Origin of the sequence: Phaeobacter sp. S60 (genome assembly GCF_000826845.1) — a bacterium.
GTDB classification, from domain to species: domain Bacteria; phylum Pseudomonadota; class Alphaproteobacteria; order Rhodobacterales; family Rhodobacteraceae; genus Phaeobacter; species Phaeobacter piscinae.
Map to the genome: position 1 here is coordinate 298,877 of NZ_JSWJ01000003.1, position 25,921 is coordinate 324,797.

Sequence of the window (25,921 nt, forward strand, 5' to 3'; positions counted from 1 at the left end):
TGCCTTGCTACTGACCAATGTCGCGTGGGTCAATCAGCAGCGGCCGAAGGTGACCTGATCAGATGTAGTCGTGACACGAAAAACCCCCGCACCATGGGTGCGGGGGCAAAGCTGGTCCTGGCCCTGTCTTTGTTACAGCGCGGTCTGTAGCGCACGCAGGTTTTACGCAGGATCAGAAGCTGTAGCCGACTTTCAGGCCAAAGCTGACGGCGTCGTTGTCCTCGAAATAGGCAACGGGGGTGCCACCTGGCGAGGCGAATGCATCACCCAGCTTTGTGTAGCGGATGCCAGCGGAGATTTTCATCTTATCCTGCTGGTACTGGACGCCCAGGCGAATGGCTTCCATGCCTTGGGTTGGTGCAAGCGGGGAGACCCGGTTGTCACCGTCGGCATCTTCATAGATGAACGCCAGCGATCCGGACCAATTCTCATTGAATTTGCGCCCAACGCCGATCGTGTAGGTGAAGGAATCGTCCAGATCGATCAGGTCACGGCCAAAGGTCGTTGGGATGAGGTTTGTCACGCTATGCTCGGCCCAGCGAATATTCGCAAACAGTAATGTATCCGCCGCAATGCCGGTCTGGAAATCCAGATTTACCGATTGAGGTGTCTTGGTCTCAGCCGAAGTGGCGGCACCGCCGGGAGTGAGGTTCTCATTGGTGGTGAAATTATGAGTGATCTCGGAGCTGTAGGTCAGAGCTGCGCGCAGGGCGATTTCTGGAATTTCATACGCAACACCGGCAACCCAGCCAAACGCACCATCCTTATTCACACGGACATTATAAGTGCCACCGGGAATAGAAGCGTAGGCTCCTCCGGCCAGATTGATCTCACCGTCGATTTCTTGGTAGCGAATGCCGCCGTGGACGCTGAAGTTCTCGTTGAACCGGTAACGCAGCAGTGCGGTTACTGCGTTCGAATTTGCCTCGGCGGTGGTGCCGCCCAGAAGCAGCGAGTTTCCAACGGGATAGGCAATGTCAACGCCCCAGGGCTGATCGAAGATCACAGCAAAGGACAGCTGTTCATTGATGTCCCGTTTGTAGCCAGCGCCAAACATGTTGAAGCGATCGCCAACATCGCCGGAGGCAGACCCGAACGGGTTGAGCGTCGTCAGGTCTTTGCCCGAGACGTCAGCCGAGGTGGTGGCGATCGAAAATTCGGCATAGGAGCCTTCTTCGAAGATGATGCCAATCGGCTGACCGGTGCGGTCAAGACCGCTGGCCATAGCGGAGCCGGAAGCCAGCGCCAGCGCCGCTGACGTTGCAAGATAGCGTTTCATTGTTCCTCCCTGTCCAGACTTGAGCGTCTGGTTTTAACATTGGAAAACGCTAGCAAGGGGGAATTTTTCGGTCAATGTTGACGCAAAGGCAATCAACGGCAAGAAAATCAGGCAGATCTGCGGTGTTCTGAATGCGCACGCAGGCGTCCGGCCGCATCGAGAATATTGATGTAGTTGGCGCAGAAGATCACCACCGCGCCCAGCAGGATCCACAGGTTAAGCGCTTCACCATAAATCAACATTCCGGCCACAGCGATGGTGGGCAGGCGAGCGAAGTCGATGGGCACGACAACAGTGGCCGGAGCAATAGCAAGCGCCTTGGTCATGCAAAAATGCGCGGCCAACCCGGCGCAGCCGATTACCAGCAACCAAAGTGCCGTTGCGGCATTTGGTATTGCAATTACCCCGTCCCAGCCAGATATCGCCAGACCCATTGCCAGTTGCATCAGGGTGAGCCACAGCAGGATGGAGCTGATCGGCTCATGCCGGGTCAGTCGCTTGGTAAACATGATGGTAAGCGCGAAGAAGACAGCAGAACTAGCCGCAGCAACTACGCCGAGGTTCAGGGTCTCTGGGCTTGGGCGCGCCACGATCAGGATCCCGATAAAACCAAGAGCCGCCGCCAGCACGCGCGGTTTTGTCAAAGCTTCGCCCAGCAGCAGCGGTGACAGCATCAACACCCAGAGTGGAGAGGTGAATTCCAGCGCAAAGACCTGTGCCAGCGGGATCAGGGTCACAGCAAAAAACCAGAGGTTCTGCCCTGTGAAATGGGCCGCGTTGCGGATGAGGTGCAGGCCCAGCCGGTCGCGCCGCACCTGTGGCCAGCTGCCCGTGGCGGTCAGAACCACGACGACGATCACCAGGCCGACAGCACTGCGGTAGGTCATGATCTCAAACGTGTCGAGGCTCAAACCCGCCTCCCGTCCGGCAATCGCCATTGAGGAGAAGGAAATAATCGCCCCGATCATCCAGATCGCAGCCGTCCCAATCGGTCGGTCGTTCAATTCCATCACTGCCCCTCATGCGCCATTCTAACGGGCAGAAGGGGTCAGTTTTCAACTTAGGTCAAGCTATGTTCGCCGCGCGGTCCAGTGCCGGGACACTGATATGCCAGGATATGCCGTGACAGCTATTCGGCAGCAACCTTCCCGGCCGCCGCGCACTGGCGTGGCAGGGCTGGAACATCGAGCCGGTTCCCGCGCTGGATAAAGGCCAAGGCTGCCTCTTCGGCATCGAAATTCACCCGTGAAAGCAGTGTTTCCACCTCAGCAACAAGTGTATCCGTTATATTGCCATTTTGCGGTGATGCATTCGCCTTGGGTGGCAGCTTTGGGTGCCCTTTATGTCCTAGCGCCCGAAGCAGTTTCGCCGCTCCATCCGGGGTAACGGCGTCTTCCAGTGTAGACTCGATGAATTGGAGCTGACCACCATAGATATGTTTATAGTAGGCATATCGCGCCTCCATTTCCAACGCATACCAGATCGCGCTGCCGACATCTCCCAAATGCTTCAGAGGAGCCGGATCCACAATCTTGTTGTGATAATCGGGATGCAGGTACCATTGCCAAGGGATGGTGATATTGAAGAAATCATTGCGCACGACATAGCTTGCGATCTGTTTGGCAAGGTTGCGACGCAGGATGATGATGGTGGTGCGCGGCGCAAGACCGTGGTCAATAAGGGCCTCAATGAGTCCGCATTTTCCTAAGGTGTGATTGCTTTCAGCGTAGGGCGCTTGAAGCTCACTAAGCTTGCCCTCCCAAAAATCGCAGAGAGGTCCGTTCATGCCGTAGGTGTTGAAGTGCCTCATATGGCTGATACTGGGCAGGCGGGTGCCATAGGCATCAAGGCCAAGGGGTTCATGCACTGACGGAATATTCAGGTTATCGCCAAGAAATCGCGCGAGCCAGGCGGTGCCGGTGCGCCCTGCAGAGAGAGTGAAGATGAAATCGGGCTGAGAGCTATCTGACGGGGCGCTGACTGAGGGGGTGCCGCCGGACGCACGAGGGGGGGCATGCTCGGCTGTGCCGGGGGCTGGCGTTGGATTTGGGCGCGTGTAGCCGAACCGGGCAATTTCGGATGCGGCTTCCTGTGCAATCAGATCAGCTGTATCGGGATGCTTGGCGAAGAGGGTTGCCGGATCGGCGCCACGTTTGGGACGAAGTGCGGCCTTGGCGCTTAGGCTTGAGAACCGCGCCCAGAGGTCATCGACACCCAGCGCGTTGATATCCTCCTCAAGATGTTCGTATCGCAGGAAGATGTCGGGGCTGTTCGGCCCACCCAGCGGCGCGATACGACGGTTCTCGCTCAAAACGCTGCGGAAGTTCTCGACAAACAGATCAAATGGAATGTTGCGTTTGTCCATGCCCTCCCAGTAGTAGCGCGAGATAATCGCATCATAGGGATCACGCCATATCGTGATCTTGGTGTAACTCTCCCAGATTTCCTGCGGAACAGCGGCGCGGATCTGCCCGGCGGTCATGTGATTGAAGAACGCCTGCTTGCCCTCATTTCCATCTGGCCAGGTCTGGGTTTGATGGTTCTGAGGCCCCGGGTAGCTCAATGCCTTCCGGATCTCTTCATCCTTTGGGCTGATCGGCGTAATGATGCTGTTTTCGTCGCAATAACTGGACAGTGCGATCTCAAATGAGGTTCCGCCAACTTTCTTTGTCTTGATGAAAATAAGCTTGAGCGGATGGCAGATGATCATTCTGAAGATACTCTCAATTAAGGTTCTACGAAACCTCGCAGAGAGAATTGTTCAAATCGTTAATAGACAGATGAAAACACAATAAGAGCAGGGCTTTCCAAAAAAGAGAAACCCCGGCCGCTGGGCCGGGGTTTGGTGTGTAGGTTTATTCCCACTCGATGGTGCCGGGCGGTTTTGAGGTGATGTCATAGGTGCAGCGATTGATGCCTTTCACCTCGTTGATGATTCGCGTGGCGGTTTCACCAAGGAAGTCGTGGCTGAATGGATAGTAATCCGCCGTCATGCCATCAACAGAAGTCACCGCGCGCAGGGCGCAGGCGTAGTCATAGGTGCGCCCGTCGCCCATCACACCCACGGTGCGGACCGGCAGAATTGCAACAAAGGCCTGCCAGATGTCGTCATAGAGACCGTGCTTGCGGATCTGGTCGATATAGATCGCATCGGCTTCGCGCAGGATCTCCAGCTTCTCGCGGGTGATCTCACCTGGGCAGCGGATCGCAAGACCGGGTCCGGGGAAGGGATGGCGGCCAATGAAACTTGTCGGCAGGCCCAGTTCGCGGCCCAGGGCGCGGACCTCGTCCTTGAACAGTTCGCGCAACGGCTCCACCAGCTTGAGGCCCATCTTCTCTGGTAGGCCACCGACATTGTGGTGGCTCTTGATGGTGACCGACGGGCCGCCGGAAAAGGACACCGATTCAATCACATCCGGATAAAGAGTGCCCTGTGCCAGGAACTCGGCGCCCTCAATCGTGTTGGCGTGTTTCTGGAACACGTCGATGAACAGCTTGCCGATGATCTTGCGTTTGGTTTCGGGATCCGACTGACCGTCCAGCTCGCCCAGGAATAACTCCTGCTCATCCGCGTGGATCAGCTGGATATTGTAGTTGTCACGGAACATCGTGACGACCTCTTCAGCCTCATTTTTGCGCAGCAGGCCATGGTCTACAAACACGCAGGTCAGCTGGTCGCCGATTGCCTCATGGATCAGGATCGCAGCCACCGAGCTGTCGACACCGCCGGAGAGACCACAGATAACTTTCTTGTCGCCAACCTGATCGCGGATCGCTTGGATCGCCTGCTCACGGTAGGCACCCATGGTCCAGTCACCGGTGAAGCCGGCAATCTTCACGAAGTTCTCGTAGAGTTTGGCGCCATTCGGGGTGTGATGCACCTCCGGATGGAACTGCACGGCGTAGAAATTGCGGCTGACATCTGCGGTGATCGCGAAGGGCGCATTGGGGGAGGTGCCGTAGACCTCAAACCCCGGTGCAATCTCACTGACGTGGTCACCGTGGCTCATCCAGACCTGTTCACGGTCGCTGTCGTCGGCAAACCAGCCGTCCAGCAGGGGCAGGCTGCTGACTGTTGGGGTCACATAGGCGCGACCAAACTCGGCGGTGCCATGGCCGGATAGCACCTTGCCGCCCAACTGGTGCATCATCACCTGCTGGCCGTAGCAAATGCCCAGGATCGGCACCCCAAGATCAAAGATCTCCTGCGGGGCGCGGGGGCTGCCGTCGCGGGTCACGCTGTCGGGTCCACCGGAGAAAATCACCGCCTTGGGCGCCATCTCGCGCACAAAGTCCATAGTGACATTCTGGTAGGGATGGATTTCGCAATAGACATTCAGCTCGCGGAGGCGGCGCGCGATCAGCTGCGTCACCTGGCTGCCAAAGTCGATGATGAGAAGGCTGTCGTGGGATGTCTCTGTCATGCACGCGCCATAGGGCAGTGGCGCAGAATTCGCAAGGGATTTTCGCGCCTCGGAGCGCGTTTGCGCGATCTGCCGCGTGCCGTCGCTGCGCCGGTGACAGAGTGAAAATCCCGGCCGGTTTCGCGAGAAACCTGTCGGGAATGTCGCTTTTCAACTTCAATGGCCGTAATCCTGCGGCGGCCTTTTGTCTGAGCGATATAATCACAGCTGCAACGAAATGCCTGTGGTGAGGAAAAACCATGACAGAAGCAGCTCCAGCAGCACCGCGCCGCCGCGCACGTGGAGGCGGTGGTGCCGCCCGTCGCGCAGAACGTACCGGCGTCAAGATCGACACCGCAAAATACATTGAACGGAATATCCCGAACTTTGAGGTGCTGGGCGAAGAGGCGCTGCAGGCCATCGAAGCCAACGCCGAGACCATCCTCGAGGAGGTGGGCGTCAATTTCGTGAACAACCCCGCCGCGCTGGAGCGCTGGCGTGAAGCTGGCGCCACCATTGATGGGGAACGCGTTCGCATCCCGCGTGGTCTGGCGCGTGAGCTGTGCAAAACCGCCCCGTCCGAATTCACCCAGCATGCGCGCAACCCTGAGAAATCAGTGGTTGTTGGTGGCAAGAACATGGTGCTGGCACCTGTCTACGGCCCGCCGTTTGTGCGCGATGCCAAGGGCGGCCGCCGCTATGCGACGCTGGATGATTTCCAGAAGTTCGTGAAGCTGGGCTATATGTCGAAGTGGTTGCACCATTCCGGCGGCACCGTTTGCGAGCCGACCGATGTGCCGGTGAACAAGCGTCACCTCGACATGCTGATGGCGCATATGACGCTGAGCGACAAACCCTTCATGGGGTCGGTGACGGAACCCAGCCGGGCGCAGGATTCCATCGAAATGTGCGAAATCCTGTTCGGTAAGGATTTTGTGCGCGACAACACCGTGATGACCTCGCTGATCAACATCAACTCGCCGATGACATTTGACGATGTGATGATGGGCGCGCTGGAGGTCTATGCCGCACACAACCAGGCCTGCATCATCTCGCCGTTCATCGTTGGTGGCGCGATGGCGCCGGTGTCGGTTGCCGGGACATTGGTTCAGGTTCTGGCCGAAGTTCTGGCCGGTGTCGCCTACAGCCAGTTGATCCGCCCCGGTGCGCCGGTGATCTTTGGTGCCATGGTGACCTCGATCGACATGAATTCCGGCGCGCCCACCTTTGGCACACCCGAAGCCTCCCAGATCACCTATGGTGCAGGCCAGCTGGCCCGCCGTCTGGGCCTGCCGTTCCGGTCCGCCGGCTCCTTCTGCGGCTCCAAATTGCCGGATGCACAGGCGGCTTATGAAACGGCGAACTCGCTCAATATGGGTCTGCTGGCCGGTGTGAATTTCCAGCTGCACTCCTGTGGCTGGCTGGAGGGCGGTTTGGTTGCTGATTTTGAGAAATTCGTGATGGATGCCGATCAGCTGGGCGCGCTGCATGGTTTGGCCAAAGGTGTTGTGGTTGACGACGACACGCTGGCCATGGGCGCGATCCGCGAAGTTGGTCCGGGCGGTCACTATTTGGGCTGCGAACACACGCAGGCCAACTTCAAAACCGCGTTCTGGAAATCCGATCTTCTGGACTACAAACCGTTTGAAACCTGGGAAGAGGAAGGCGCGCGCGACACTGTTGCTTTGGCCAGCAACCGGGTTGAAACCCTGCTGAACGCCTATGAGGCGCCGCCGCTGGATCCTGAGATCCTGGGTAAGCTGGAAGCTTATGTTGCTGAGAAAAAAGCCTCCATGCCTGACGCCTTCATGTAAGAGCGGCGGTTTATATCTGCACATGCACCAACCGGCATAGCCCGGCTGGCATACGGCGGTCCCAAGGGGCCGCCGTTTTGCGGTTTCATCGCATGTGTCGGTCAGGCGACGTTCAAACGGGGGCGGCGCAGCCCGTCTGCTTCGCCCATCAGCGCGATCAATACGTCAACGTGGCGAGTCAGTGAATACCCGGCATCTCCCGCTTCACGCCTGCGGTTGTGATCGCGCTCCAGATCCAGAAGCCGCATCACAGCTGCTGCGGGTTTGGGCAATGTGCCATACCCTAGCACCCGTTTCAGATCACGCCGTCGGCTATAGTCGCGCGCCCCGATCCTCGCTGTCCGCACCAACAGCCGAGGGCGGCGCAAAGCGGCTAGATGAGCAAAGATATCCTGCATCGTCATGTCCTTTCCAGCTCCGTCGATAGCGCTGTTTAACACAACCAGTGCGGGTGTTGCCGAAAGGGGCGGTTCTGCGAACGGTCTATTCGATATTGATTGATGAAAATTTGAAACCAATGATGCTCTGACTGAGACTATCCAAAAAAATCAGGCCAGTACGGTGAATTGTGTCTGTGAATAACACGTAAGCGGCCCGTGGGAGGATAGTTTCGAATGATCACATGTGGGGTGATAAAATGCAAACTATGGCTGTATCCGGCTTGCCGGAATGGGTGCCTGAGGAGGCGTGCCGATATCTTGAACATACCGAAGCGGGCCGGTCGATCCGCAATCTGGCGAAACAGGCGGGCTGCCACCCGTCTACCGTGCTGCGACAGGTCCGTCGGGTTGAGACCCGGCGCGATGATCCGCTGGTTGATGCGGCCTTGGCGTCGCTTGCTGCCAGTCACTATTCCGCTGGCATGACGGGGCCCCGACCGATGTCAGCCCGTGCGTTGGCTTTGGGGACCGTGCCAGCCTGCGCTGAGGCTTTCGAGAGTGAGGCGGTTGAGGTTCTGACCTGTCTAAATCCGCAGGGCGCTGTCCTTGCGGTGGCGGATGGGATGGAGAAGGCGGTGGTGGTGCGCGAGGCAACGGCCGGTGACAAGAAGGTCGTTGTCGACCGCACTCTGGCGGAGGCGCTGGCGCTGCGCGACTGGATTGCCTGTCAAGCGCCTGGGCGGCTTAGCCGCTATCATATTACATCGGAGGGCCGCAGCGCGCTCAGCCAGTTTGTGGCCAGTCGTGAAAACCGCGCCCGGTCACGGCTGGAAAGCGCCAGCTTGGCGACGCGCAAATCCAGCCGCAACCGACGCCGCCCCCGGCGGGCCCGTTATGGCCTGGGAGAGACCCCGTTGCATATGCTGGCACGGCTGACCGATCGCAATGGCACTCCGTTTCTGACCACCGATCTGGTACGTGCGGGAGAGCGCCTGCGCGAGGATTTCGAGCTTGCGCAGGTGGCCGAACATCTCGCGCAATCGACTGCGCAGTTCAGTGAGGGGGATTGCTGTCCCGCTACGGCCCGTCGTCGGCGGCCTGGACAGGCCGCTTCAGCGGCCAAAAAGCGAGCCGCCGCCGCGCTGAATGCGCTTGGTGAAGGGCTGAGTGATATCGTAATGCGTTGTTGTTGCCATTTGGAAGGCTTGGAAGCCGCCGAACGTCAACTGGGTTGGTCAGCGCGATCCGGCAAAGTGGTGCTGCGCATTGCATTGCAACAGTTGAAACTACACTATGACAGACAGCAGACACGGGATGAGTTGATTGGCTGAACGCGTTGCACTTTAACTAAAAAACCGGCGCCATCGGGCGCCGGTTTCGTTCTGTTGATCAAATCAGCTTGCACCGGGATGCTGTAGATCAGGGCGCATCTGAAGACCTGTCGATCAGGCGGCGACTTCGGCCTTGGCAGTTTTCAGGTACTCGAGAACGGTCTCCGGCGAGGACACACCATAGGGATCTTCGCCGTGGTTGTCGCACAGGCCTGGCTCTTCGAACCATGCTTCGACCACACCGTTGTTGACGATGGCCGCATAGCGCCAGGAGCGGTTGCCAAAGCCCAGGTTGTCCTTGGCCACCAGCATGCCCATCTTGCGGGTGAATTCACCGGATCCGTCAGGAATAACACCGACGTTTTTCAGGTTCTGGGATTCGGCCCATTTGTTCATCACAAAGCTGTCGTTCACCGACATGCAGTAGATCGCGTCGATGCCTTCGGCCTGAAAATCGGCAAAGCCTTTTTCAAAACCGGGCAGCTGATAGGTCGAACAGGTGGGGGTGAAGGCGCCGGGCAGGGAGAACAGCACAACGCGCTTGCCGGCAAAATAGTCGGCGGTGGTTTTGTCTTCCCAGCGGAACGGGTTGGGGCCGCCTACGGATTCGTCGCGAACACGGGTGCGGAAGGTCACGTCGGGCAGTTTTACGCCAGCTTTCATCATCGGCTCCTTAAGGATCAATTCGTCGTCGCGCGGTGATTTATAATAGTTCTAAATCACCTGCAATGGGGTTTTCGCGGGCGCAATGCCGCAGCGGATGACGGGATGCGGATCGGGCCAGAAGGGTTGCCAATTCGCGCCGTTTAGCGGGAGTGATGCGACCTGCCCGCAGCGACTCGGCAGCCGGGACCAGCCGGCAGATTGCCTGGTTGTTCAAAACCGGGTGGCGGGGTTGCACTATCCGCAATCTGGAGCAAAATATTCATATAAACAGTGTATTGCACTGGTGAGTTGCGTCGCGCGGGAATGTGGTCCGGGCCGAGAACTGGTCGTGCCAAGCGATTGCAACTATGTTACGAAGATCAAAAGACCATTGCCGCAAGGGAACATCGACGTGCGAGATCTGAAAATCCCCGAGCAACGCCACCCGGAAAAGGCCCATCGCCCTGACAATGCTCAGCCGAAAAAGCCAAGCTGGATCCGGGTCAAGGCGCCAGGGGGCAAGGGCTACGCGGAAACGCATAAGATCATGCGTGAGAATAACCTCGTCACCGTCTGCGAAGAGGCCGGCTGCCCGAATGTTGGCGAATGCTGGAGCCAGGGTCACGCTACCATGATGATCATGGGCGAAATCTGTACCCGGGGTTGTACCTTCTGCAACATTGCCACTGGTCGTCCGGATACGCTGGATGCGTTTGAACCGGGGCGGGTGGCTCATGCGGTGCAGAAGCTGGGACTGAATCACGTGGTGATCACCTCTGTGGATCGCGACGATCTGGAAGATGGCGGCGCGGAGCATTTTGCCCAGACCATCCGCGCGGTGCGTCACCGCAGCCCGAAGACCACGATTGAGATCCTAACGCCGGATTTTCTGAAATGCGCACCTGAAGTGCTGGAAACCGTGGTGGAAGCGCGGCCCGATGTCTTCAACCACAATCTGGAAACTGTGCCCGGCCTCTATCCCGGTGTGCGGCCCGGCGCGCGGTATTTCCACTCCCTGCGGCTGCTGCAGCGGGTGAAAGAGATGGATCCGGCGATCTTTACCAAATCCGGCATCATGGTCGGCCTTGGCGAGAATGCGCAGGAGGTGAAGCAGGTGATGGACGATATGCGCGCCGCGGACATCGATTTCCTGACCATTGGCCAGTATCTGCAGCCGACGCCGAAACACCATGCGGTCGATCGGTTCGTGACGCCGGAAGAGTTTGAAAGCTATGAGAAAGCCGCCTATGGCAAGGGCTTCCTGATGGTTTCGGCAACGCCGCTGACCCGGTCGTCCTACCATGCGGGGGATGATTTCGCCCAGCTGCGAGCCGCCCGCAACAAGAAGCTCGGCCTGGCATGACGCCGGACCGTCTGGCGCAGCTGACAGAGCTGCGCCACGCGTTGCACCAGATCCCGGAAGTGTCGGGCGCCGAGGAAAAGACTGCGGTCTTCATCACCAACTATCTGCGCGGGTATGATCCTGACCAGCTGCTGACGGGCCTAGGTGGGCACGGTGTTGCGGCAGTCTACGACTGCGCGGCGGATGGGCCGACCGTGATGATCCGTTGTGAGCTGGACGGGCTGCCGATCGAAGAGATATCTGACCAACCCTATCGCTCCACCCATGCCGGGCGGGGCCATCTCTGTGGGCATGACGGACATATGACCATCGTGGCTGCGCTGGCGCAGGATCTGGCCGCACGGCGCCCTGCGCGGGGCCGTGTCGTGCTGATGTTTCAGCCGGCCGAAGAAACCGGCAAGGGCGCGCCTGCGGTCATTGCCGATCCGGCCTTTGGCGAACTTGCGCCAGACTATGCGTTTTCCCTTCACAATTTACCGGGGCTGCCGGTGGGGCAGCTTGCCCTGTGCAGCGGCCCGGCCAATTGTGCGTCCCGCGGGATGCGCATCCGACTAACGGGCAAGACCTCCCATGCGGCGGCCCCGCAGGACGGGATTTCACCTGCCGGTGCCATGGCGCAGCTGCTGCCGGGGCTGGTGGCGCTTGGCGGTGGGGACGATCTTGACGCTGACTATGCGCTGGTCACGCTCACCCATGCGCGCCTTGGCGAGGCAACCTTTGGCATCGCGCCCGGTGAGGGCGAGGTCTGGGCGACCTTGCGCACGGTGAATGATGCGCGGATGGAGGCGTTGATCGCTGAGGCCGAGGATCTGACACGTCAGATCTGCACAGAGTGTGGCCTGGGCGTTGAGATCAGCTTTGACGATGTGTTTGAGGCCTGCACCAATGAGGCTGAGGCCGTTGCACTCCTGCAGACGGCCTGCCGCACCGCAGGGCATCCGGTTGAAATGCGTGATCGACCGCAGCGCTGGTCCGAAGATTTCGGCCAGTTTGGGAAGAGCGCACGGGCCGCGATGGTCTGGCTTGGCTCAGGTGAAATGCAGCCGCAGCTTCATAATCCTGACTATGATTTCCCCGATGACGCGATCCCGGTTGGCGTGTCCATTTTTACTGCTGTCATCGACGGAATACTGAGATAATCTTTATCTTACAGTATCTTATCTACGCATGTTGATGTCGGAAGACGGCGATCAATCGATCAGCGCATCAACCAGAGCCACCGCGCCCACAATCGCCAGTGTGTCCCGCACCACTTCGTAAATCCGGTCATCCTTGCGGATATAGCGGTGACCCGGAGCAGGCGGCGCCAGCCCCCATCGGGCATGATCGTCAATATAGTCCCAGTCACCGCGCAGCTGCTGGAAACCCTTGTGGCGCGGTTTGTGCTGTTTCTTGATCTGACCGGGGGAATGGTGTGCGGCAGTGCTTTTGTGGTCGGGGGCCCATTTCGGGGGCGCGGCGGCGCCTGCGACAGGGGACAGGGCGAGCGAGGCTGCAGCGATATAGGCCAGTCTCATTGGCGATCTCCTTCATGATCTCAACACTTGGATGAGGCTTGGCGGGGATCGGGGGATTTGGCAAATGGACTGTGCCGAAAGACGCTGACGCAACAGCGGGTCATCGGCGGGCTGGTGCCGGTTTTAAAAACCGCAGGGCGCAGGGCGCGGATGTTTGCGCCCCACGTCGGATTGTTCGGCGGATATTGGCGACCGGAAGGGACCGGGTGCGGGTTCAGCCCTCTTCGGTAAAGCGAACCTTGCCGATAAAGGGCAGGTTCCGGTTGCGCTGCGCGTAATCGATTCCATAGCCGACGACAAATTCGTCCGGGATCTCAAAACCGATCCAATCAGAGCGGAAATCCACCTCGCGGCGGGAGGGTTTGTCCAGCAGCGCGATGGATTTCAGCCGGGCGGGCTGGCGGCTGCGCAACAGATGCGTCACGTGGTTCAGCGTATGGCCAGTGTCGACGATATCCTCAACAACCAGCACGTCGCGCCCTTCAATTGCGCCACGTAAGTCTTTGAGAATACGAACTTCCCGACTGCTTTCCATCGCATCACCGTAAGAAGATGCCTCAAGAAAATCGACTTCGATCGGCAGATCCAGCTCTCGTACCAGATCGGCGATAAAGACGAAGCTGCCGCGCAAGAGCCCCACCACCACCAGTTTGTCGGTGCCTTCAAATTCCGTCTGGATCTCGGCGCAAAGCTCTTCGATCCGGGCCGCAATGGCCTTGGCTGAGATCATCACATCGATGACATATGGCCGCTGTGTCATGGGTGCCCCCTTGAATTTCCCGCGCGTTCATATGACATGACGCGGGACGATCATAGCAGGAAATGCGCCTCTTATGCCTACCCATTCAGAAACCCGGCCAATGCCTTACACGGCGCAGCAGATGTATGATCTGGTGGCTGATGTCGGGGATTACCCAAAGTTTCTGCCCTGGTGTTCGGCTGCCCGTATCCGCAGCCGTACGCCCTTGGGGGACGCTGAGGTGATGGAGGCGGACTTGGTGATCTCCTTCAAGGTGTTTCGCGAACGCTTTGGCAGCCGGGTCACGCTGTTCGCAGAGGAGAAGAAAATCGACACGGAATATCTGGACGGGCCGTTTCGTTACATGAAATCCAATTGGGCCTTTGCGGATCGCGCGGATGGTGGCTGTGATGTGTCGTTCTATGTTGATTTCGAATTCAAGAACGCCGTCCTGCAGGGCATCATCGGTGTGGTGTTCAACGAGGCGATGCAGCGGATCGTGCGTGCCTTTGAACGTCGCGCGGCGGAGCTTTATGGCTGATCCGCAACCACGCCTAAGCCGTTGAATAGAAACGGGCCCGCGATGCAGGCCCGTTTTCGTTTGTGATATTGGCTGATTGACGTCAGCTGGTCATGTCGTAGGCGCGTTCACCGTGAACGGTGATATCCAGACCGTTGGTCTCCGTCTCCAGGTCGACGCGCAGCGGGGTGATCGCGGCGGTAACCTTGACCAGAACGACGGTCACGACAGCCGTGAAGATGCCGACAACCGCGAGACCACCCAGCTGCGCCAGCCAGCTGCCCGCACCAAAGACCGCGATCATGATGGTGCCGAAGATGCCGCCGACACCATGCACCGCAAAGACATCCAGCGTGTCGTCGATCTTCAGCAGGTTTCTGACGACGTTTACGGCTTCCTGGCAGAGGATGCCTGCGACAGCACCGATCACCAGGGCCTCAACCGGGCCGACAAAGCCGGAGGCGGGCGTGATAGAGGCAAGGCCCGCAATGGTGCCTGTGACAAGGCCCACCATGGACGCCTTACCGTATTTGATCTTCTCCCAGAGCGCCCAGGTCAGCGAGGCTGTGGCGGCGGAGATATGGGTGACCGTGAGGGCCATCGCTGCGCCACCGTCTGCCGCCAGCTGCGAGCCACCGTTGAAACCGAACCACCCAACCCAGAGCATGGCCGCGCCGATGAAGACATAGCCGGGGTTATGCGGCGGAGTGGTGCGGTTTTTGCGCGGGCCAAGGAACACCGCGATGATCAGCGCCGCCAGACCTGCGGTTTCATGTACCACGATGCCACCGGCAAAGTCGCGCACGCCGATCTCGCCAAAGATGCCGCCATCGGCCAGCATGCCGCCGCCCCAGATCCAATGCACGACGGGCGCGTAGCACATGAGCATCCAGAGACCGGAGAACACCAGCACAAAGCCAAAGCCCACGCGCTCAACATAGGCGCCGACAATCAGGGCAGGCGTGATGATCGCGAAGGTCATCTGGAAGGCAAAGAACAGCACCTCGGGCAGGGTGCCAGAGAGGCTGTCTGCGGTGACGCCGGACAGGAACATCTTGTCCAGCCCGCCCCAGAGGCCAGAGGTGCCGCCACCAAAGGCAATGGAATAGCCAAAGGCGAGCCACAGAACGCTCATCAAACAGGCAATGGCATAACATTGCATAAACACGCTGAGCACATTTCGGGCACGGACAAGGCCGCCGTAAAACAGGGCAAGCCCCGGCAAAGTCATGAAGAGGACAAGGGCCGTGGCCACAATAATCCAAGCTGTATCGGCTGCGTTCATCGCCGTTCCTTCCGCATCTGCAGGCTGTTTCTTGATCTGAAGCCTGACAAAGCGGAACTGGGGCGTTGAAAAAAGCGGCAGGTTTCATATCGGCGCCAGAAAACCGGGCTTTTGTCAAAATGCTGAAAAAATGAGCGACCCTGCGGGCGTGTTGCTCAATTCCCGCCCGTTCTACGAAATAGCGGCAGATGGGCTGCGGTTTGCGTCAGCCCAGCGGGTCGGCAGTGAGCGATTGCCAGATCAGGGTCAGCGCATGGTCGCGTGTCGCTATGCGCACGCCGTCGCGGCCAAGCGGGCCGAAGTCGATTGTTTCGACGTGCGTGGGTTGGTGGCGCCGTGCCAGCGCAAAGCAAACCCTCCCCTCAGGTTTGTGCTCCGAGCCGCCGGGACCAGCAATACCGGTGACGGCTACGGCGATATCCACATCGGCGCGGCTCTGCGCACCCTCGGCCATCTCGGTGGCCACCTCCTCGCTGACGGCGCCGACGGCTTCCAGGGTTGCCTGCTCGACACCCAGCATCTCCTGCTTGGCGCGGTTGGAATAGGTGACATAGCCCCGGTCCACGACCGCGGAGGATCCGGCCACATCGGTGAGGGCCGCCGTAATCATGCCGGCGGTGCAGCTTTCTGCGGTGGCAAGGGTGAGGCCTTTGGCACGGGCCTCACGGATAATGTCTGTCGTGTCCATATCACCCTCTCCTCAGATTAGAGGCCAAGCACCCCATGTGAGAATCCAGCAAGGGCGGCGACGCCAATCGCGGCAAGGATACCGGCGATGATGTCGTCCATCATTACGCCTGTGGCGCCCTTCTGACGGTCGGCCCAGCCGACGGGGCCAGGTTTCCAGATGTCGAACAGCCGAAACAGCACAAAGGCGGCGATCCAGCCCGGCCAGAGCGCGGTGATTGCGATGTCATGCGCCCATGCGGGGTAAGAGATTGCCCAAAGGGCGACGAACTGGCCTGCCACCTCATCCAGCACAAATTCGGAGGGGTCCATGTTCTCGCGGTTGCGGGTCATGGCCTCTGCGGCCCAGACGCCGACCACCATGCAAATCACGGTCGCAAGCGCCAGCAGGAGAAAGCCGCCCAGCTGGTGCAGGACAAACGCCAGAGGGAGGGCTGCCAGTGAGCCCCATGTACCGGGGGCGGGGCGCAGATAGCCAACACCGCCGACGGTGCCAATCAGAAAGGCGAGGCGCGACCGTTTCATGGTTTCACCACGCAGGCTGTGGCAATGGCGGCGATGCCTTCGCCGCGCCCGGTGAACCCAAGCCGTTCGGAGGTTGTCGCCTTGATCGAGACGCGTGAGAGATCAATCGACAGGATCTCCGCCACGGCGGCGCGCATGGCGGGGGCGTGGGGGGTGATCTTGGGGAATTCACAGACCAGCGTGCAGTCCACATTGGAGATCTGGTAGCCTTTGGAACGCGTCAGCTCGGCGGCATGGCGCAGGAAGATATCGCTGGCGGCACCTTTCCATTGCGGATCAGACGGCGGGAAGTGGCGGCCGATGTCGCCCTCTGCCAGCGCGCCGTAGAGGGCATCGGTGATGGCATGTAGCCCGACATCGGCGTCAGAATGCCCCTGAAGGCCGCGATCATGGGCCACCGGCACCCCGCAGAGCACGACCTCATCCCCCGGTCCAAACCGGTGAACATCATAGCCATTGCCAAGCCTTACATCCATGTCGCCCCCTAAATTGCGCGCAGCCCGGTCGAAATCCTCCGGGCGGGTGATTTTGATATTGTCTGCGTCGCCCGGAATGATGGCAACGTCAATCCCTGCCGCGCGGGCGACCTCCACATCATCGGCGGCGTCACCGCCATTTGCCGCAAGCTGCTGATGAGCAGCGCGGATCTGGGGCAGGTGGAAGCCTTGCGGGGTCTGCGCTGCAAACAGCCCATTGCGGTCTTCAGTGCCGGTGACATAACCATCGCCCCCGCGCCAAAGTGCATCCGTCACGGCCAGCGCCGGGGCCGCCGCCAGATGGGTGTCGAGCGCGGTCATTACTCCCCGGATCATGCGTGCTGAGACACAAGGGCGGGCGGCGTCATGGATCAGCACCCGGTCGAGACCGTGTGCGGCCAAGAGATCAAGGCCGTTTGCCACCGATTGCGCACGAGTGTTGCCTCCACTGGCCAGAAGAAGACCCGGCTGGGCAGAAAACTCCTGCCAGTGGTCGTGATCCTCGGCATTGAGGACCAGTGCGATGCGGTCTACGCCTGCAGTGAGGAAGGCATCAAGCGTCCAGTCGATCACCCGACGTCCCGCCAGCGGGCGCCACTGTTTGGCCAGACCACCGCCCGCGCGCAGCCCCTTGCCTGCGGCGACAATTAGTGCGGCGGTTCGGTGTTCCGGGGCATGGGGCGCCTCGGGTGTGTCTGCGCCGACGGTTGCAGACGGGGAGGGGAAGGGGTCGGACGGCATCAGGCGCCTCATTGTTGGGTCGCAATTGTTTAGGAGGTGATGCAAGGGGAGGCAATGGCAGCAGGTCACCCCGCGTAATATGCTCAAAAATTAGGCATATGCCAAAAGATGTAGCCTTGCCGCCGGGGGTTTCATTGTCGCATAGAGGCTGCTTCGGTTAGAAACGCTTCATATGCACAAGGATTAGGCAGTTGTCCTTCACTCTCGGTTCCACTTCTCTGACCCCTCCCATCGCGTTGGCGCCGATGGCCGGAATCACGGATCGCCCCTTTCGCGATCTGGTGCGCAGCTTTGGTGTTGGGCTGATGGTAAGCGAGATGGTCGCCAGTCAGGAGATGGTCCAAGCCAAGCCCGGTGTGCGCGAACGCGCCGAGCTGAGCGCCGATGTCGAGAATACCGCCGTGCAGATTGCCGGGCGCGACGCCTATTGGATGGCAGAGGCCGCGCGCCAGGTGGAGAGCCGCGGGGCCAAGGTCATCGATATCAATATGGGCTGTCCCGCCAAGAAGGTGACCAATGGCTATTCAGGCTCGGCGCTGCTGAAGACACCGGACCACGCGCTGTCGCTGATTGAGGCGGTGGTGGCTGCGGTTTCAGTGCCGGTCACGCTGAAGACGCGGCTTGGCTGGGACGACAATAGCCTCAATGCCGCTGACGTGGCCCGCCGCGCGCAGGATGCGGGCGTGCAGATGGTCACCATTCATGGCCGCACCCGCTGTCAGTTCTACAAGGGGAGCGCGGATTGGAAGGCGATCTCTGCCGTAAAATCCGCGCTGACCGTGCCGCTGCTTGCCAATGGCGATATTGTCGATACGGCGAGCGCACGTCGCGCGCTGGCCCATTCCGGCGCGGATGGTGTGATGATCGGTCGTGGCGCGCAGGGCAAACCCTGGCTGCTGGCTGAGGTGGCCCATGACATCTGGGGCAGCGCCGCCCCCGATGTTCCCACCGGAGCGGAACTGGTTCAGATGGTCTGCGCCCACTATGAGGCGATGATCGCGTTCTATGGCACTGACCTGGGCCTTCGGGTCGCGCGCAAGCATCTGGGTTGGTATATGGATGAGGCTGCTACACCGGCGCCGCTGCGCCGCGAGGTGCTCACGGCCAAAGACCCTAAGGCGGTGCTGAAGCTATTGCCTGATGCGCTGACCAGTGGCGCTGGGCCGGATCGCAGCCCCGACCTGGCGGGAGGGCAGGCAGCATGACCGGGCACGTGGGGGAGGCCCCTGCGGGGGTTGCAGGATGGAACGGGGCCGATAGTGCGCTTTGGGCCTCGTTGCCTGTGCCGGCCTTTGTGATTGATCCAGAGGCCCGGATCGAAGATGTGAACTCCGCTGGTGAAGGATTTCTCAATACCTCGCGCAAGGCGCTGCTGGGGAAGGCGATCTGGCACCATGTGATCATCGCCCCCGCCATCGACGAGGCGGTGGCGCGTGCCCGCGACAATGGCACGCCCCTGTTTGTCAATGACATTGATGTTGGTGCGCCGGGGCGTGCGCCGCTGCAATGCAATGTACAGGTGGCGCGGGTGCAGGGCGTTGAGGGGCGGATGCTGATCCTGCTCTCCCCGCGCGAACTGGCCGGGCGGCTGACGCAGAACCACTCCGCCAAATCTGCCGCGCAATCTGCGATCGGCATGGCGGAGATGCTGGCCCATGAGATCAAGAACCCGCTGGCTGGGATCACCGGGGCTGCACAGCTGTTGTCGATGGGGCTGTCGGGCGATGATCTGGAGCTGACCGATCTGATCGTCAGCGAAAGCCGACGTATTGTGAAGCTGTTGGAGCAGGTGGAGCAATTCGGCAATCTCTCTGTCCCGGCCTTTCAGGAGGTCAATCTTCACGATGTGCTGGACCGCGCCCGCCGTTCGGCGCTTTTGGGTTTTGGCGCGCAGATGACGATTGTCGAAGATTATGATCCCTCCCTACCGATGGCCTGGGGAGATGGGGATCAGCTATTGCAGGTGGTGCTGAATCTTCTGAAGAACGCAGCTGAGGCCGCGGATCCGGGGGGTGGCACCATTCGGATCCGGACGTTCTATGAACATTCCTTCCGGCTGCGTCGCAGTGACGGATCCGGCAAGCTGTTGCCGCTGCAAATTGAGATCTCGGATGATGGCCCCGGCCTGCCTGAGGCAATCCGCGACGATATCTTTGATCCCTTTGTCTCGGGTCGGGAGAATGGCACCGGACTGGGGTTGGCGCTGGTCAGCAAAATCATCGCCGATCATCAAGGCTGGATCTCGGTCAATTCCGAACCTGGCCGGACGGTTTTTCGATTGTCACTGTCGCGCGTGCCGACCGCACCGCGTCCAGTACCCATCCCAAACGCCCCACGGCAGGAGTAGCACATCATGGACGGCACCGTTCTGGTCGCAGATGACGATCGCACAATTCGCACGGTCTTGACCCAGGCTCTGACGCGTGCCGGGTGTAAGGTCCATGCGACCTCCTCCCTGACCACGCTGATGCGCTGGGTGGGAGAGGGCAAAGGCGATGTCGTGATCTCCGATGTGATGATGCCGGATGGCAACGGGCTGGAAATGCTTCCGAAGATTGCTGATGACCGTCCCGGACTGCCAGTGATCGTGATTTCGGCGCAGAACACCATTATGACTGCGATCAAGGCGGCGGAGGCGGAAGCCTATGATTACTTGCCCAAACCGTTTGATCTGCCGGAGCTGATGAAGCGGACGGCCAAGGCGCTGACTGAAAGGCGGAGCGGGCAGGGGGCGTTGCGCGCTGCTCCGCAGACTGGCGCCACGCCGGATGGGGCGGAGACCGCGAACGAGAGCCATGAGGATCTGCCGTTGGTCGGGCGCACCGAGGTGATGCAAACGCTCTACCGGCTGATCGCGCGGGTGATGAACACCGATATCCCGCTGCTGATCACCGGTGAAAGCGGCACCGGAAAATCCCTGATTGCCCGGTCGATGCATGATCTGTCGGACCGCCGCACGCTGCCGTTTGTCCGGGCGGAGGCGGCTGATCTGGCGTCACTTGACGGTCCGGCGCAGCTGCTGGCCAAGGTCCGTGGCGGAACGCTGTTGCTGGATGAGCTGGCGGATCTGTCGGAGGAGGCGCAGGCCCGCGTGGTGCGGATGATGGATGCGCCGGGGGATCATCAGCCCCGATTTATCGCCACCAGCCAGCAGAATCTCACTGCGGCGATGGAGGCCGGCACGCTGCGACAGGATCTCTACTACCGGATCAGCGGTACCGAGCTGCCGGTGCCTGCGTTACGTGCCCGTGTGGACGATATTTCCCTGCTCTGCGCGCATTTCCTGACGCGTGCTGAGAACGAGGGCGCGCCGCACCGTCGGCTGAGCGAGGCGGCCCGTGAGCCGTTGCGGCAGTTTTCGTGGCCGGGTAATGTGCGCCAGCTGGAAAACGTGGTGCGCCGTCTGGCGCTGACGGCCCGCAGTGAGGAGATCAGCCTCGACGAAGTCAACGCGGCGCTGGGCGCACAATCGGGCGGTGAGCCGATGGCGGCGACAGGTGGCGCACTCAGCAGTGAAAAACTGTCGGAATCAGTGGCGCGCCATCTGCAGCGGTATTTCGATCTGCATGGCGATATTCTGCCACCGCCGGGGCTCTATGCCCGTTTGATGCGCGAAGTTGAGACCCCATTGATCGAAATATCGCTCGCGATGACAGGCGGAAATCAGGCAAAATGTGCGGATTTACTTGGCATTAACCGCAATACGTTGCGCAAGAAGATCACGGATCTTGATATTGAGGTGACACGCCGTCGCAAACTGATGTAATATCGCCACAGAACCGTGGCGGATCGGCGTTTAGGCTGGTGATGATCACGACATATGGCGGTCGACCAGAAGGGTCGCACATCAGGATGAGGGCAGTACGTGGCGCAGAGGTCACATCTTCGCTCGGCATATGGGCCATTTGCGGCCCTTGACCGGTGGCGCAGAACACGCAGGGCGCGCAATGTTGGCGCGCTCGGGCTGGTTGTTTTGGGGCCGGTGCTGGCGCTTTCGACATTTTTGATCATTGGCCCGTTTTCGCAAGGGGTGGCGTCGCTGTCGCTGCGGCTGATCCTGCTTGCCGATCTGATTTATGTGCTGGCTGTCGCGGCGCTTGTGCTGACGCAGGTGGGACGTCTGATCGCCGCGCGCCGGGCCAAATCCGCAGGCTCCAGGTTGCACCTGCGTCTGATCGGTGCCTTCGCCTTTCTGGCGCTGACGCCCACCGTGATTGTGGCGCTCTTTGCTGGGCTGACGGTTAATGTTGGCCTTGAAGGCTGGTTCTCTGACCGGGTGCGGCAAGTCGTGGGCAGCTCTCTTGCGGCGGCCGAGGCCTATCAGGACCAGCAGCAGCGTGACCTCTCGGAGGATGCAGTGGCGCTGGCGCGCTATATCGATAACAGCCGAAACCGCAATTTTTTCATCAGCGACGGGCAGCTGCGTCAGGTGCTGACACAAGGGCAATTGCAGATCCAGCGCGGGTTGCAAGAGGCCTATGTGGTGGATGGTGCAGGCGCTATTCGGGCCCGTGGTGAGCGGTCTTACGAGTTTGACTTTGAAGAGCCGAGCACAGCGGATATCAGCCAGGCCTCTTTTGAAGGTGTCACCCTGATCCAGGATTGGGACAACAGCGAACTGCGCGCACTGGTGCGGCTGGATGCGTTTGTCGACCGGTTTCTCTATGTCAGCCGGGATGTGGACGGCGAATTGCTGAGCCTCCTGGATGACACCAAGGAGACTGCGCATCTCTATCAGCAGTTGGAGAGCGAGCGGGGGCGGGTACTGTTTGACTTTGTCCTGCTGTATCTGGGCTTTGCGGTGATCCTGATCCTCGCGGCAATGTGGCTTGGCATGTGGTTTGCCGAGCGGCTGTCGCGGCCGGTCGGGCGGCTGACCATTGCGGCGCGGCGCGTCGGGGCGGGCAACCTGAATGTGCAGGTGCCAGAGGACGATGGCGATGACGAGATTTCCCAACTGGGCCGCTACTTCAACCAGATGACACTGGAGCTGCGGGAACAACGCGACACGTTGCTGGAAAACACCCATCAGATTGAACGCCGCCGCCGGTTGTTTGATTCCGTGCTGATGTCGGTGACTTCAGGCGTGGTAGGGCTGGATCCTGAGGGGCGGGTGACCTTTGTGAACCGGTCCGCGGAGCGGCTCTTGGGTTGGAGCGGTGATCGCCAGTCGCTGGCCCTGGCAGTGGCCGTGCCGGAGTTCGGACCGCTGTTTCAGGAATTGACCGAAACTGGCGCTGATGTGGTGCAGGGTGAGATCAAGGTGACCCGTCAGGGGCAGCTGGAGAACCTTCTGGTGCGGATGTCCCCCCGGCGGAGCGAGGAAGACCGGCTTGAGGGCTATGTGGTGGCCTTTGACGATGTCACGGATCTGGTCAGTGCGCAGCGGATGGCGGCCTGGGGCGATGTCGCACGTCGGATCGCCCATGAGATCAAGAACCCGCTGACACCGATCCAGTTGAGCGCGGAGCGCATCAAACGCAAATTTGCGCCGAAATTGGGCGAGGAAAACAGTGACCTTCTACAATCCATGACAGATGTGATTGTGCGTCAAACCAACGACTTGCGCCGTATTGTTGATGAGTTTTCCAAATTTGCCCGGATGCCGGAACCCGAGCGGCGTGAGGAAGATCTGGTGAAGCTGCTGCGCGAGGCGGTGACCCTGCAAAAGGCCGGTCAGCCTGATTTGCGTATTGTCGCGGACCTGCCGTCGGAGCCGATGCCGGCGGATCTCGACGCGACGATGATTGGCCAGGCCTTGACCAATTTGATCAAGAATGCGGGCGAAGCCGTTGAAACGCTGAAACAAAAAGGCACCGTTGCGGATCTTGATCCGGAAATCCGCATCGCAGTAAGTCCGACGAAATCCGGCTATGAGGTCACCATCGCCGACAATGGTATCGGTCTGCCAGAAGACCGCGCCCGTTTGTTTGAACCCTATGTGACCACCCGCGACGAAGGCACCGGTCTTGGCCTGCCGATCGTCAAGAAAATTATCGAAGAACACGGCGGAACACTGGCGCTGGAAGATGCGCCGGTATTCGACGGTCAGACCCACTACGGGGCCATGGCTGTGATCCGCCTGCCTGCTGCACATGAGGCGGCAGACCATCATAAGAGTACAGTGAAAGCAGGTCTGACATGAGTGACATTCTGATTGTTGACGATGAACGCGACATCCGTGAGCTGGTTTCTGATATCCTGGAGGATGAAGGCTACGCGACGCGCAAGGCTGGCAGTTCCGAGGAATGCATGGCCGCTCTGAATGAGGCGCCACCCGCGCTCATGGTGTTGGATATCTGGCTGAAGGACAGCCAGATGGACGGCATCGACATTCTGAAAGTGGTGAAACGGGACAATCCGGAAATCCCCGTGGTGATCATTTCCGGTCATGGCAATATCGAGATCGCGGTCGCTGCGATCAAGCAGGGCGCCTATGACTTTATTGAAAAACCGTTTAATATTGACCAGTTGCTGGTCGTTATTCGCCGCGCGATGGAAACCTCAAAGCTGCGTCGCGAGAACACGGACCTGAAACGTCAGGACTCCGGCGCCAGCGAGATGATTGGCGCTTCAGCTGCCTATCGCGCATTGGTCAGCCAGCTGGATAAGGTGACAAAATCCAACGGGCGGGTGATGCTGACCGGGCCTGCGGGCAGCGGCAAGGAAATTGCCGCGCGGTATATCCATACCCAGTCCAACCGCGCCTCAGCGCCTTTTGTGACGGTGAACTGTGCCAGCATTGAACCCGACCGGATGGAGGAGGTGCTGTTTGGCCGCGAAAGTGCCGAGCGCGGGGTTGAGCCCGGTCTCTTGGAGCAGGCACATGGCGGCGTTGTCTTCTTTGATGAGGTCGCGGATATGCCGCTTGGCACCCAGTCAAAGATCCTGCGCGTGCTGGTTGATCAGCAGTTCCAGCGGGTTGGCGGTTCTGACAAGGTGCGCGTCGATCTGCGGGTTATCTCCGCGACCAACAAGGACTTGGAACGCGAGATTGAGGCGGATCGCTTTCGGCAGGAGCTTTATCATCGCCTGAATGTGGTGCCGATCCCAGTTCCATCACTGGCGGAACGGCGCGAGGATATTCCGCTGCTGGCTGATCATTTCATTGCACAGTTCAACCAGAGCCAAGGCCTACCACTGCGCAGGCTGAGCGAAGATGCCATCGCGCTGATGCAGACGATGCTGTGGCCTGGCAACGTGCGCCAGTTGAAGAACATGGTGGAACGTATTCTGATCCTTGGTGAAAGCAGTGGTCCAATCGAGCCAAAAGACCTTCCGCGCGAAGATGAGGCCGCGGAAGATCAAAGCCGTGTTGTTCTGTCCGGCGCACTAGCAACCCTGCCATTGCGGGAGGCGCGTGAGGCGTTTGAGCGGGAGTATCTGCTCACACAGATCAACCGCTTTGGTGGCAATATCAGCCGCACCGCGTCCTTTGTCGGTATGGAACGGTCTGCGTTGCATCGCAAACTGAAGTCGCTGGGGGTGGTGACCTCCAACAAGGCGGGCGCGCGGATTGCACATGTTGAGAAAGAAGCAGAGGAGGATATGGTTTGACCTGAACCTACCCACGGCCCATGTTTGGTTTCAGATCAATGTCTTGGCGGTCAATGGTAAACCATGCTGCGGGTCGTCAGGGAGCGGAGGCGATAATCTGAGGGGGCTGACCGCGCCGCGCAATGGCGCAGGATGTCTGGGTCAGCGGCGGAAGCGTCGATGCACGGCGGCTGCCCACGGCATCCGCCACCGATCGCGGACAGCGTTTCAGGGCGATGCTCTGATAGCCTTTGGACGCCATGCAGGACTGCTCCACCCGCCCGCGCAGATCTGCGTTGACGTCGACTGTATAGATGCCGCCGTCCTCCCAATAGCCCGCACGGTGATAGCAGCGCCCATTGCGGCAGATTTCGCCGCCGGGTCGATAGATGGGTGGGTGCTGTCGGATTTGGGTCGCGACGGGTGCATCCCGCAGGGCGCTGACCTCGCAAGACAGCAGATCCGCGTCGCGTCGGGCCACATCCGCGCCCGCGCGGTAATAGACCGGAACCGGTCCGCAGGCCGCCAGTCCCGAGACCAGCAACAGTGCGGCAAACGTATGTTTTGCGAAGAACATCCTGTGATTGTGCTGCAAATTCCTCTGCAAGACAATTGAATTGACCGTTACTGCGGCTTCTGTCATTCAAAACCGGCGATTGCGCGTATCAGCGCCCCGAGGG

The 25,921-nt window shown here is 59.9% G+C and carries 23 protein-coding genes; 10 read left to right on the top strand and 13 right to left on the bottom strand.

Annotated elements, in window-relative coordinates:
- Positions 1–172: 172 nt before the first annotated feature.
- The 4 genes from OO25_RS02980 to guaA all read right to left on the bottom strand — a co-directional run bounded on the left by OO25_RS02980 (position 173) and on the right by guaA (position 5,703).
- A complete protein-coding gene (locus OO25_RS02980) occupies positions 173–1,279 on the bottom strand; it encodes an outer membrane protein transport protein (RefSeq protein ID WP_040168979.1) in 1,107 nt (368 codons plus the stop codon).
- Positions 1,280–1,386: 107 nt separating this feature from the next.
- Positions 1,387–2,289, bottom strand: coding sequence for a DMT family transporter (locus tag OO25_RS02985; RefSeq protein WP_040178399.1), 903 nt, complete (start codon positions 2,287–2,289; stop codon positions 1,387–1,389).
- Between the two features lie 119 nt (positions 2,290–2,408).
- Entirely contained in the window at positions 2,409–3,989 is a 1,581-nt protein-coding gene (locus tag OO25_RS02990) for a hypothetical protein (protein WP_040178400.1), read from the bottom strand.
- A 145-nt stretch (positions 3,990–4,134) separates the two neighbouring features.
- The gene (guaA, locus tag OO25_RS02995; RefSeq protein ID WP_040168984.1) at positions 4,135–5,703 is read right to left on the bottom strand and encodes a glutamine-hydrolyzing GMP synthase; all 1,569 of its coding nucleotides are present in this window, start codon (positions 5,701–5,703) and stop codon (positions 4,135–4,137) included.
- Between the two features lie 239 nt (positions 5,704–5,942).
- Between guaA and OO25_RS03000 the strand changes: the two genes are divergently transcribed.
- Entirely contained in the window at positions 5,943–7,496 is a 1,554-nt protein-coding gene (locus OO25_RS03000) for a trimethylamine methyltransferase family protein (RefSeq protein WP_040168986.1), read from the top strand.
- A 101-nt stretch (positions 7,497–7,597) separates the two neighbouring features.
- On the opposite strand, the gene OO25_RS03005 is transcribed toward OO25_RS03000, so the two are convergent.
- The gene (locus OO25_RS03005) at positions 7,598–7,894 is read right to left on the bottom strand and encodes a DUF6477 family protein (RefSeq protein WP_040169577.1); all 297 of its coding nucleotides are present in this window, start codon (positions 7,892–7,894) and stop codon (positions 7,598–7,600) included.
- Positions 7,895–8,133: 239 nt separating this feature from the next.
- On the opposite strand from OO25_RS03005, the gene OO25_RS03010 reads away from it, so the two are divergent.
- Positions 8,134–9,207 (top strand): DUF6456 domain-containing protein, encoded by a 1,074-nt coding sequence (locus tag OO25_RS03010; RefSeq protein WP_040169579.1) that lies wholly within the window; start codon positions 8,134–8,136, stop codon positions 9,205–9,207.
- A 114-nt stretch (positions 9,208–9,321) separates the two neighbouring features.
- Here OO25_RS03010 and OO25_RS03015 read toward each other — a convergent pair whose 3' ends face one another.
- Entirely contained in the window at positions 9,322–9,870 is a 549-nt protein-coding gene (locus OO25_RS03015; RefSeq protein ID WP_040168987.1) for a peroxiredoxin, read from the bottom strand.
- Between the two features lie 394 nt (positions 9,871–10,264).
- Here OO25_RS03015 and lipA point away from each other — a divergent pair, with 394 nt between their 5' ends.
- Both lipA and OO25_RS03025 read left to right on the top strand, forming a co-directional pair.
- Positions 10,265–11,215, top strand: a complete 951-nt coding sequence (gene lipA, locus OO25_RS03020; protein WP_040169582.1) for a lipoyl synthase — start codon at positions 10,265–10,267, stop codon at positions 11,213–11,215.
- Positions 11,212–12,354, top strand: coding sequence for an amidohydrolase (locus tag OO25_RS03025; RefSeq protein WP_040178401.1), 1,143 nt, complete (start codon positions 11,212–11,214; stop codon positions 12,352–12,354). Before lipA ends, OO25_RS03025 begins: the two co-directional genes overlap by 4 nt.
- A 51-nt stretch (positions 12,355–12,405) precedes the next feature.
- Here the strand turns inward: OO25_RS03025 and OO25_RS03030 are convergent, their stop codons facing one another.
- Complete coding sequence (locus OO25_RS03030; RefSeq protein ID WP_040168991.1) at positions 12,406–12,732, bottom strand: hypothetical protein; 327 nt, start codon at positions 12,730–12,732, stop codon at positions 12,406–12,408.
- Positions 12,733–12,946: 214 nt separating this feature from the next.
- A complete protein-coding gene (gene hpt, locus OO25_RS03035) occupies positions 12,947–13,492 on the bottom strand; it encodes a hypoxanthine phosphoribosyltransferase (protein ID WP_040168993.1) in 546 nt (181 codons plus the stop codon).
- Positions 13,493–13,565: 73 nt separating this feature from the next.
- On the opposite strand from hpt, the gene OO25_RS03040 reads away from it, so the two are divergent.
- On the top strand, positions 13,566–14,012 hold the full coding sequence (locus OO25_RS03040; RefSeq protein WP_040178404.1) for a type II toxin-antitoxin system RatA family toxin: 447 nt from the start codon (positions 13,566–13,568) through the stop codon (positions 14,010–14,012).
- A gap of 82 nt (positions 14,013–14,094) precedes the next feature.
- On the opposite strand, the gene OO25_RS03045 is transcribed toward OO25_RS03040, so the two are convergent.
- From OO25_RS03045 to OO25_RS03060, 4 genes are all read right to left on the bottom strand, one after another.
- On the bottom strand, positions 14,095–15,276 hold the full coding sequence (locus OO25_RS03045; RefSeq protein WP_040178406.1) for an ammonium transporter: 1,182 nt from the start codon (positions 15,274–15,276) through the stop codon (positions 14,095–14,097).
- A gap of 205 nt (positions 15,277–15,481) precedes the next feature.
- Positions 15,482–15,964 (bottom strand): CinA family protein, encoded by a 483-nt coding sequence (locus OO25_RS03050; protein ID WP_040168998.1) that lies wholly within the window; start codon positions 15,962–15,964, stop codon positions 15,482–15,484.
- Positions 15,965–15,981: 17 nt separating this feature from the next.
- Positions 15,982–16,488, bottom strand: coding sequence for a phosphatidylglycerophosphatase A (locus tag OO25_RS03055; protein WP_040169000.1), 507 nt, complete (start codon positions 16,486–16,488; stop codon positions 15,982–15,984).
- Positions 16,485–17,705, bottom strand: a complete 1,221-nt coding sequence (locus tag OO25_RS03060) for a bifunctional 2-C-methyl-D-erythritol 4-phosphate cytidylyltransferase/2-C-methyl-D-erythritol 2,4-cyclodiphosphate synthase (RefSeq protein WP_082035279.1) — start codon at positions 17,703–17,705, stop codon at positions 16,485–16,487. The genes OO25_RS03055 and OO25_RS03060 overlap by 4 nt, the downstream gene beginning before the upstream one ends.
- Positions 17,706–17,896: 191 nt before the next feature.
- On the opposite strand from OO25_RS03060, the gene dusB reads away from it, so the two are divergent.
- From dusB to OO25_RS03085, 5 genes are all read left to right on the top strand, one after another.
- On the top strand, positions 17,897–18,910 hold the full coding sequence (gene dusB, locus OO25_RS03065; protein ID WP_040178407.1) for a tRNA dihydrouridine synthase DusB: 1,014 nt from the start codon (positions 17,897–17,899) through the stop codon (positions 18,908–18,910).
- Positions 18,907–20,052, top strand: coding sequence for a nitrogen regulation protein NR(II) (locus OO25_RS03070; RefSeq protein WP_052465584.1), 1,146 nt, complete (start codon positions 18,907–18,909; stop codon positions 20,050–20,052). Before dusB ends, OO25_RS03070 begins: the two co-directional genes overlap by 4 nt.
- Before the next feature lie 6 nt (positions 20,053–20,058).
- Positions 20,059–21,471, top strand: a complete 1,413-nt coding sequence (locus tag OO25_RS03075; RefSeq protein WP_040178409.1) for a sigma-54-dependent Fis family transcriptional regulator — start codon at positions 20,059–20,061, stop codon at positions 21,469–21,471.
- Between the two features lie 99 nt (positions 21,472–21,570).
- Positions 21,571–23,850: a PAS domain-containing sensor histidine kinase gene (locus OO25_RS03080; RefSeq protein ID WP_040178410.1), complete on the top strand. Its 2,280-nt coding sequence runs from the start codon at positions 21,571–21,573 to the stop codon at positions 23,848–23,850.
- Positions 23,847–25,262: a sigma-54 dependent transcriptional regulator gene (locus OO25_RS03085; RefSeq protein ID WP_040178411.1), complete on the top strand. Its 1,416-nt coding sequence runs from the start codon at positions 23,847–23,849 to the stop codon at positions 25,260–25,262. Before OO25_RS03080 ends, OO25_RS03085 begins: the two co-directional genes overlap by 4 nt.
- A gap of 76 nt (positions 25,263–25,338) precedes the next feature.
- Here the strand turns inward: OO25_RS03085 and OO25_RS03090 are convergent, their stop codons facing one another.
- Positions 25,339–25,884 (bottom strand): hypothetical protein, encoded by a 546-nt coding sequence (locus tag OO25_RS03090; RefSeq protein ID WP_040178413.1) that lies wholly within the window; start codon positions 25,882–25,884, stop codon positions 25,339–25,341.
- Positions 25,885–25,921: the final 37 nt, after the last annotated feature.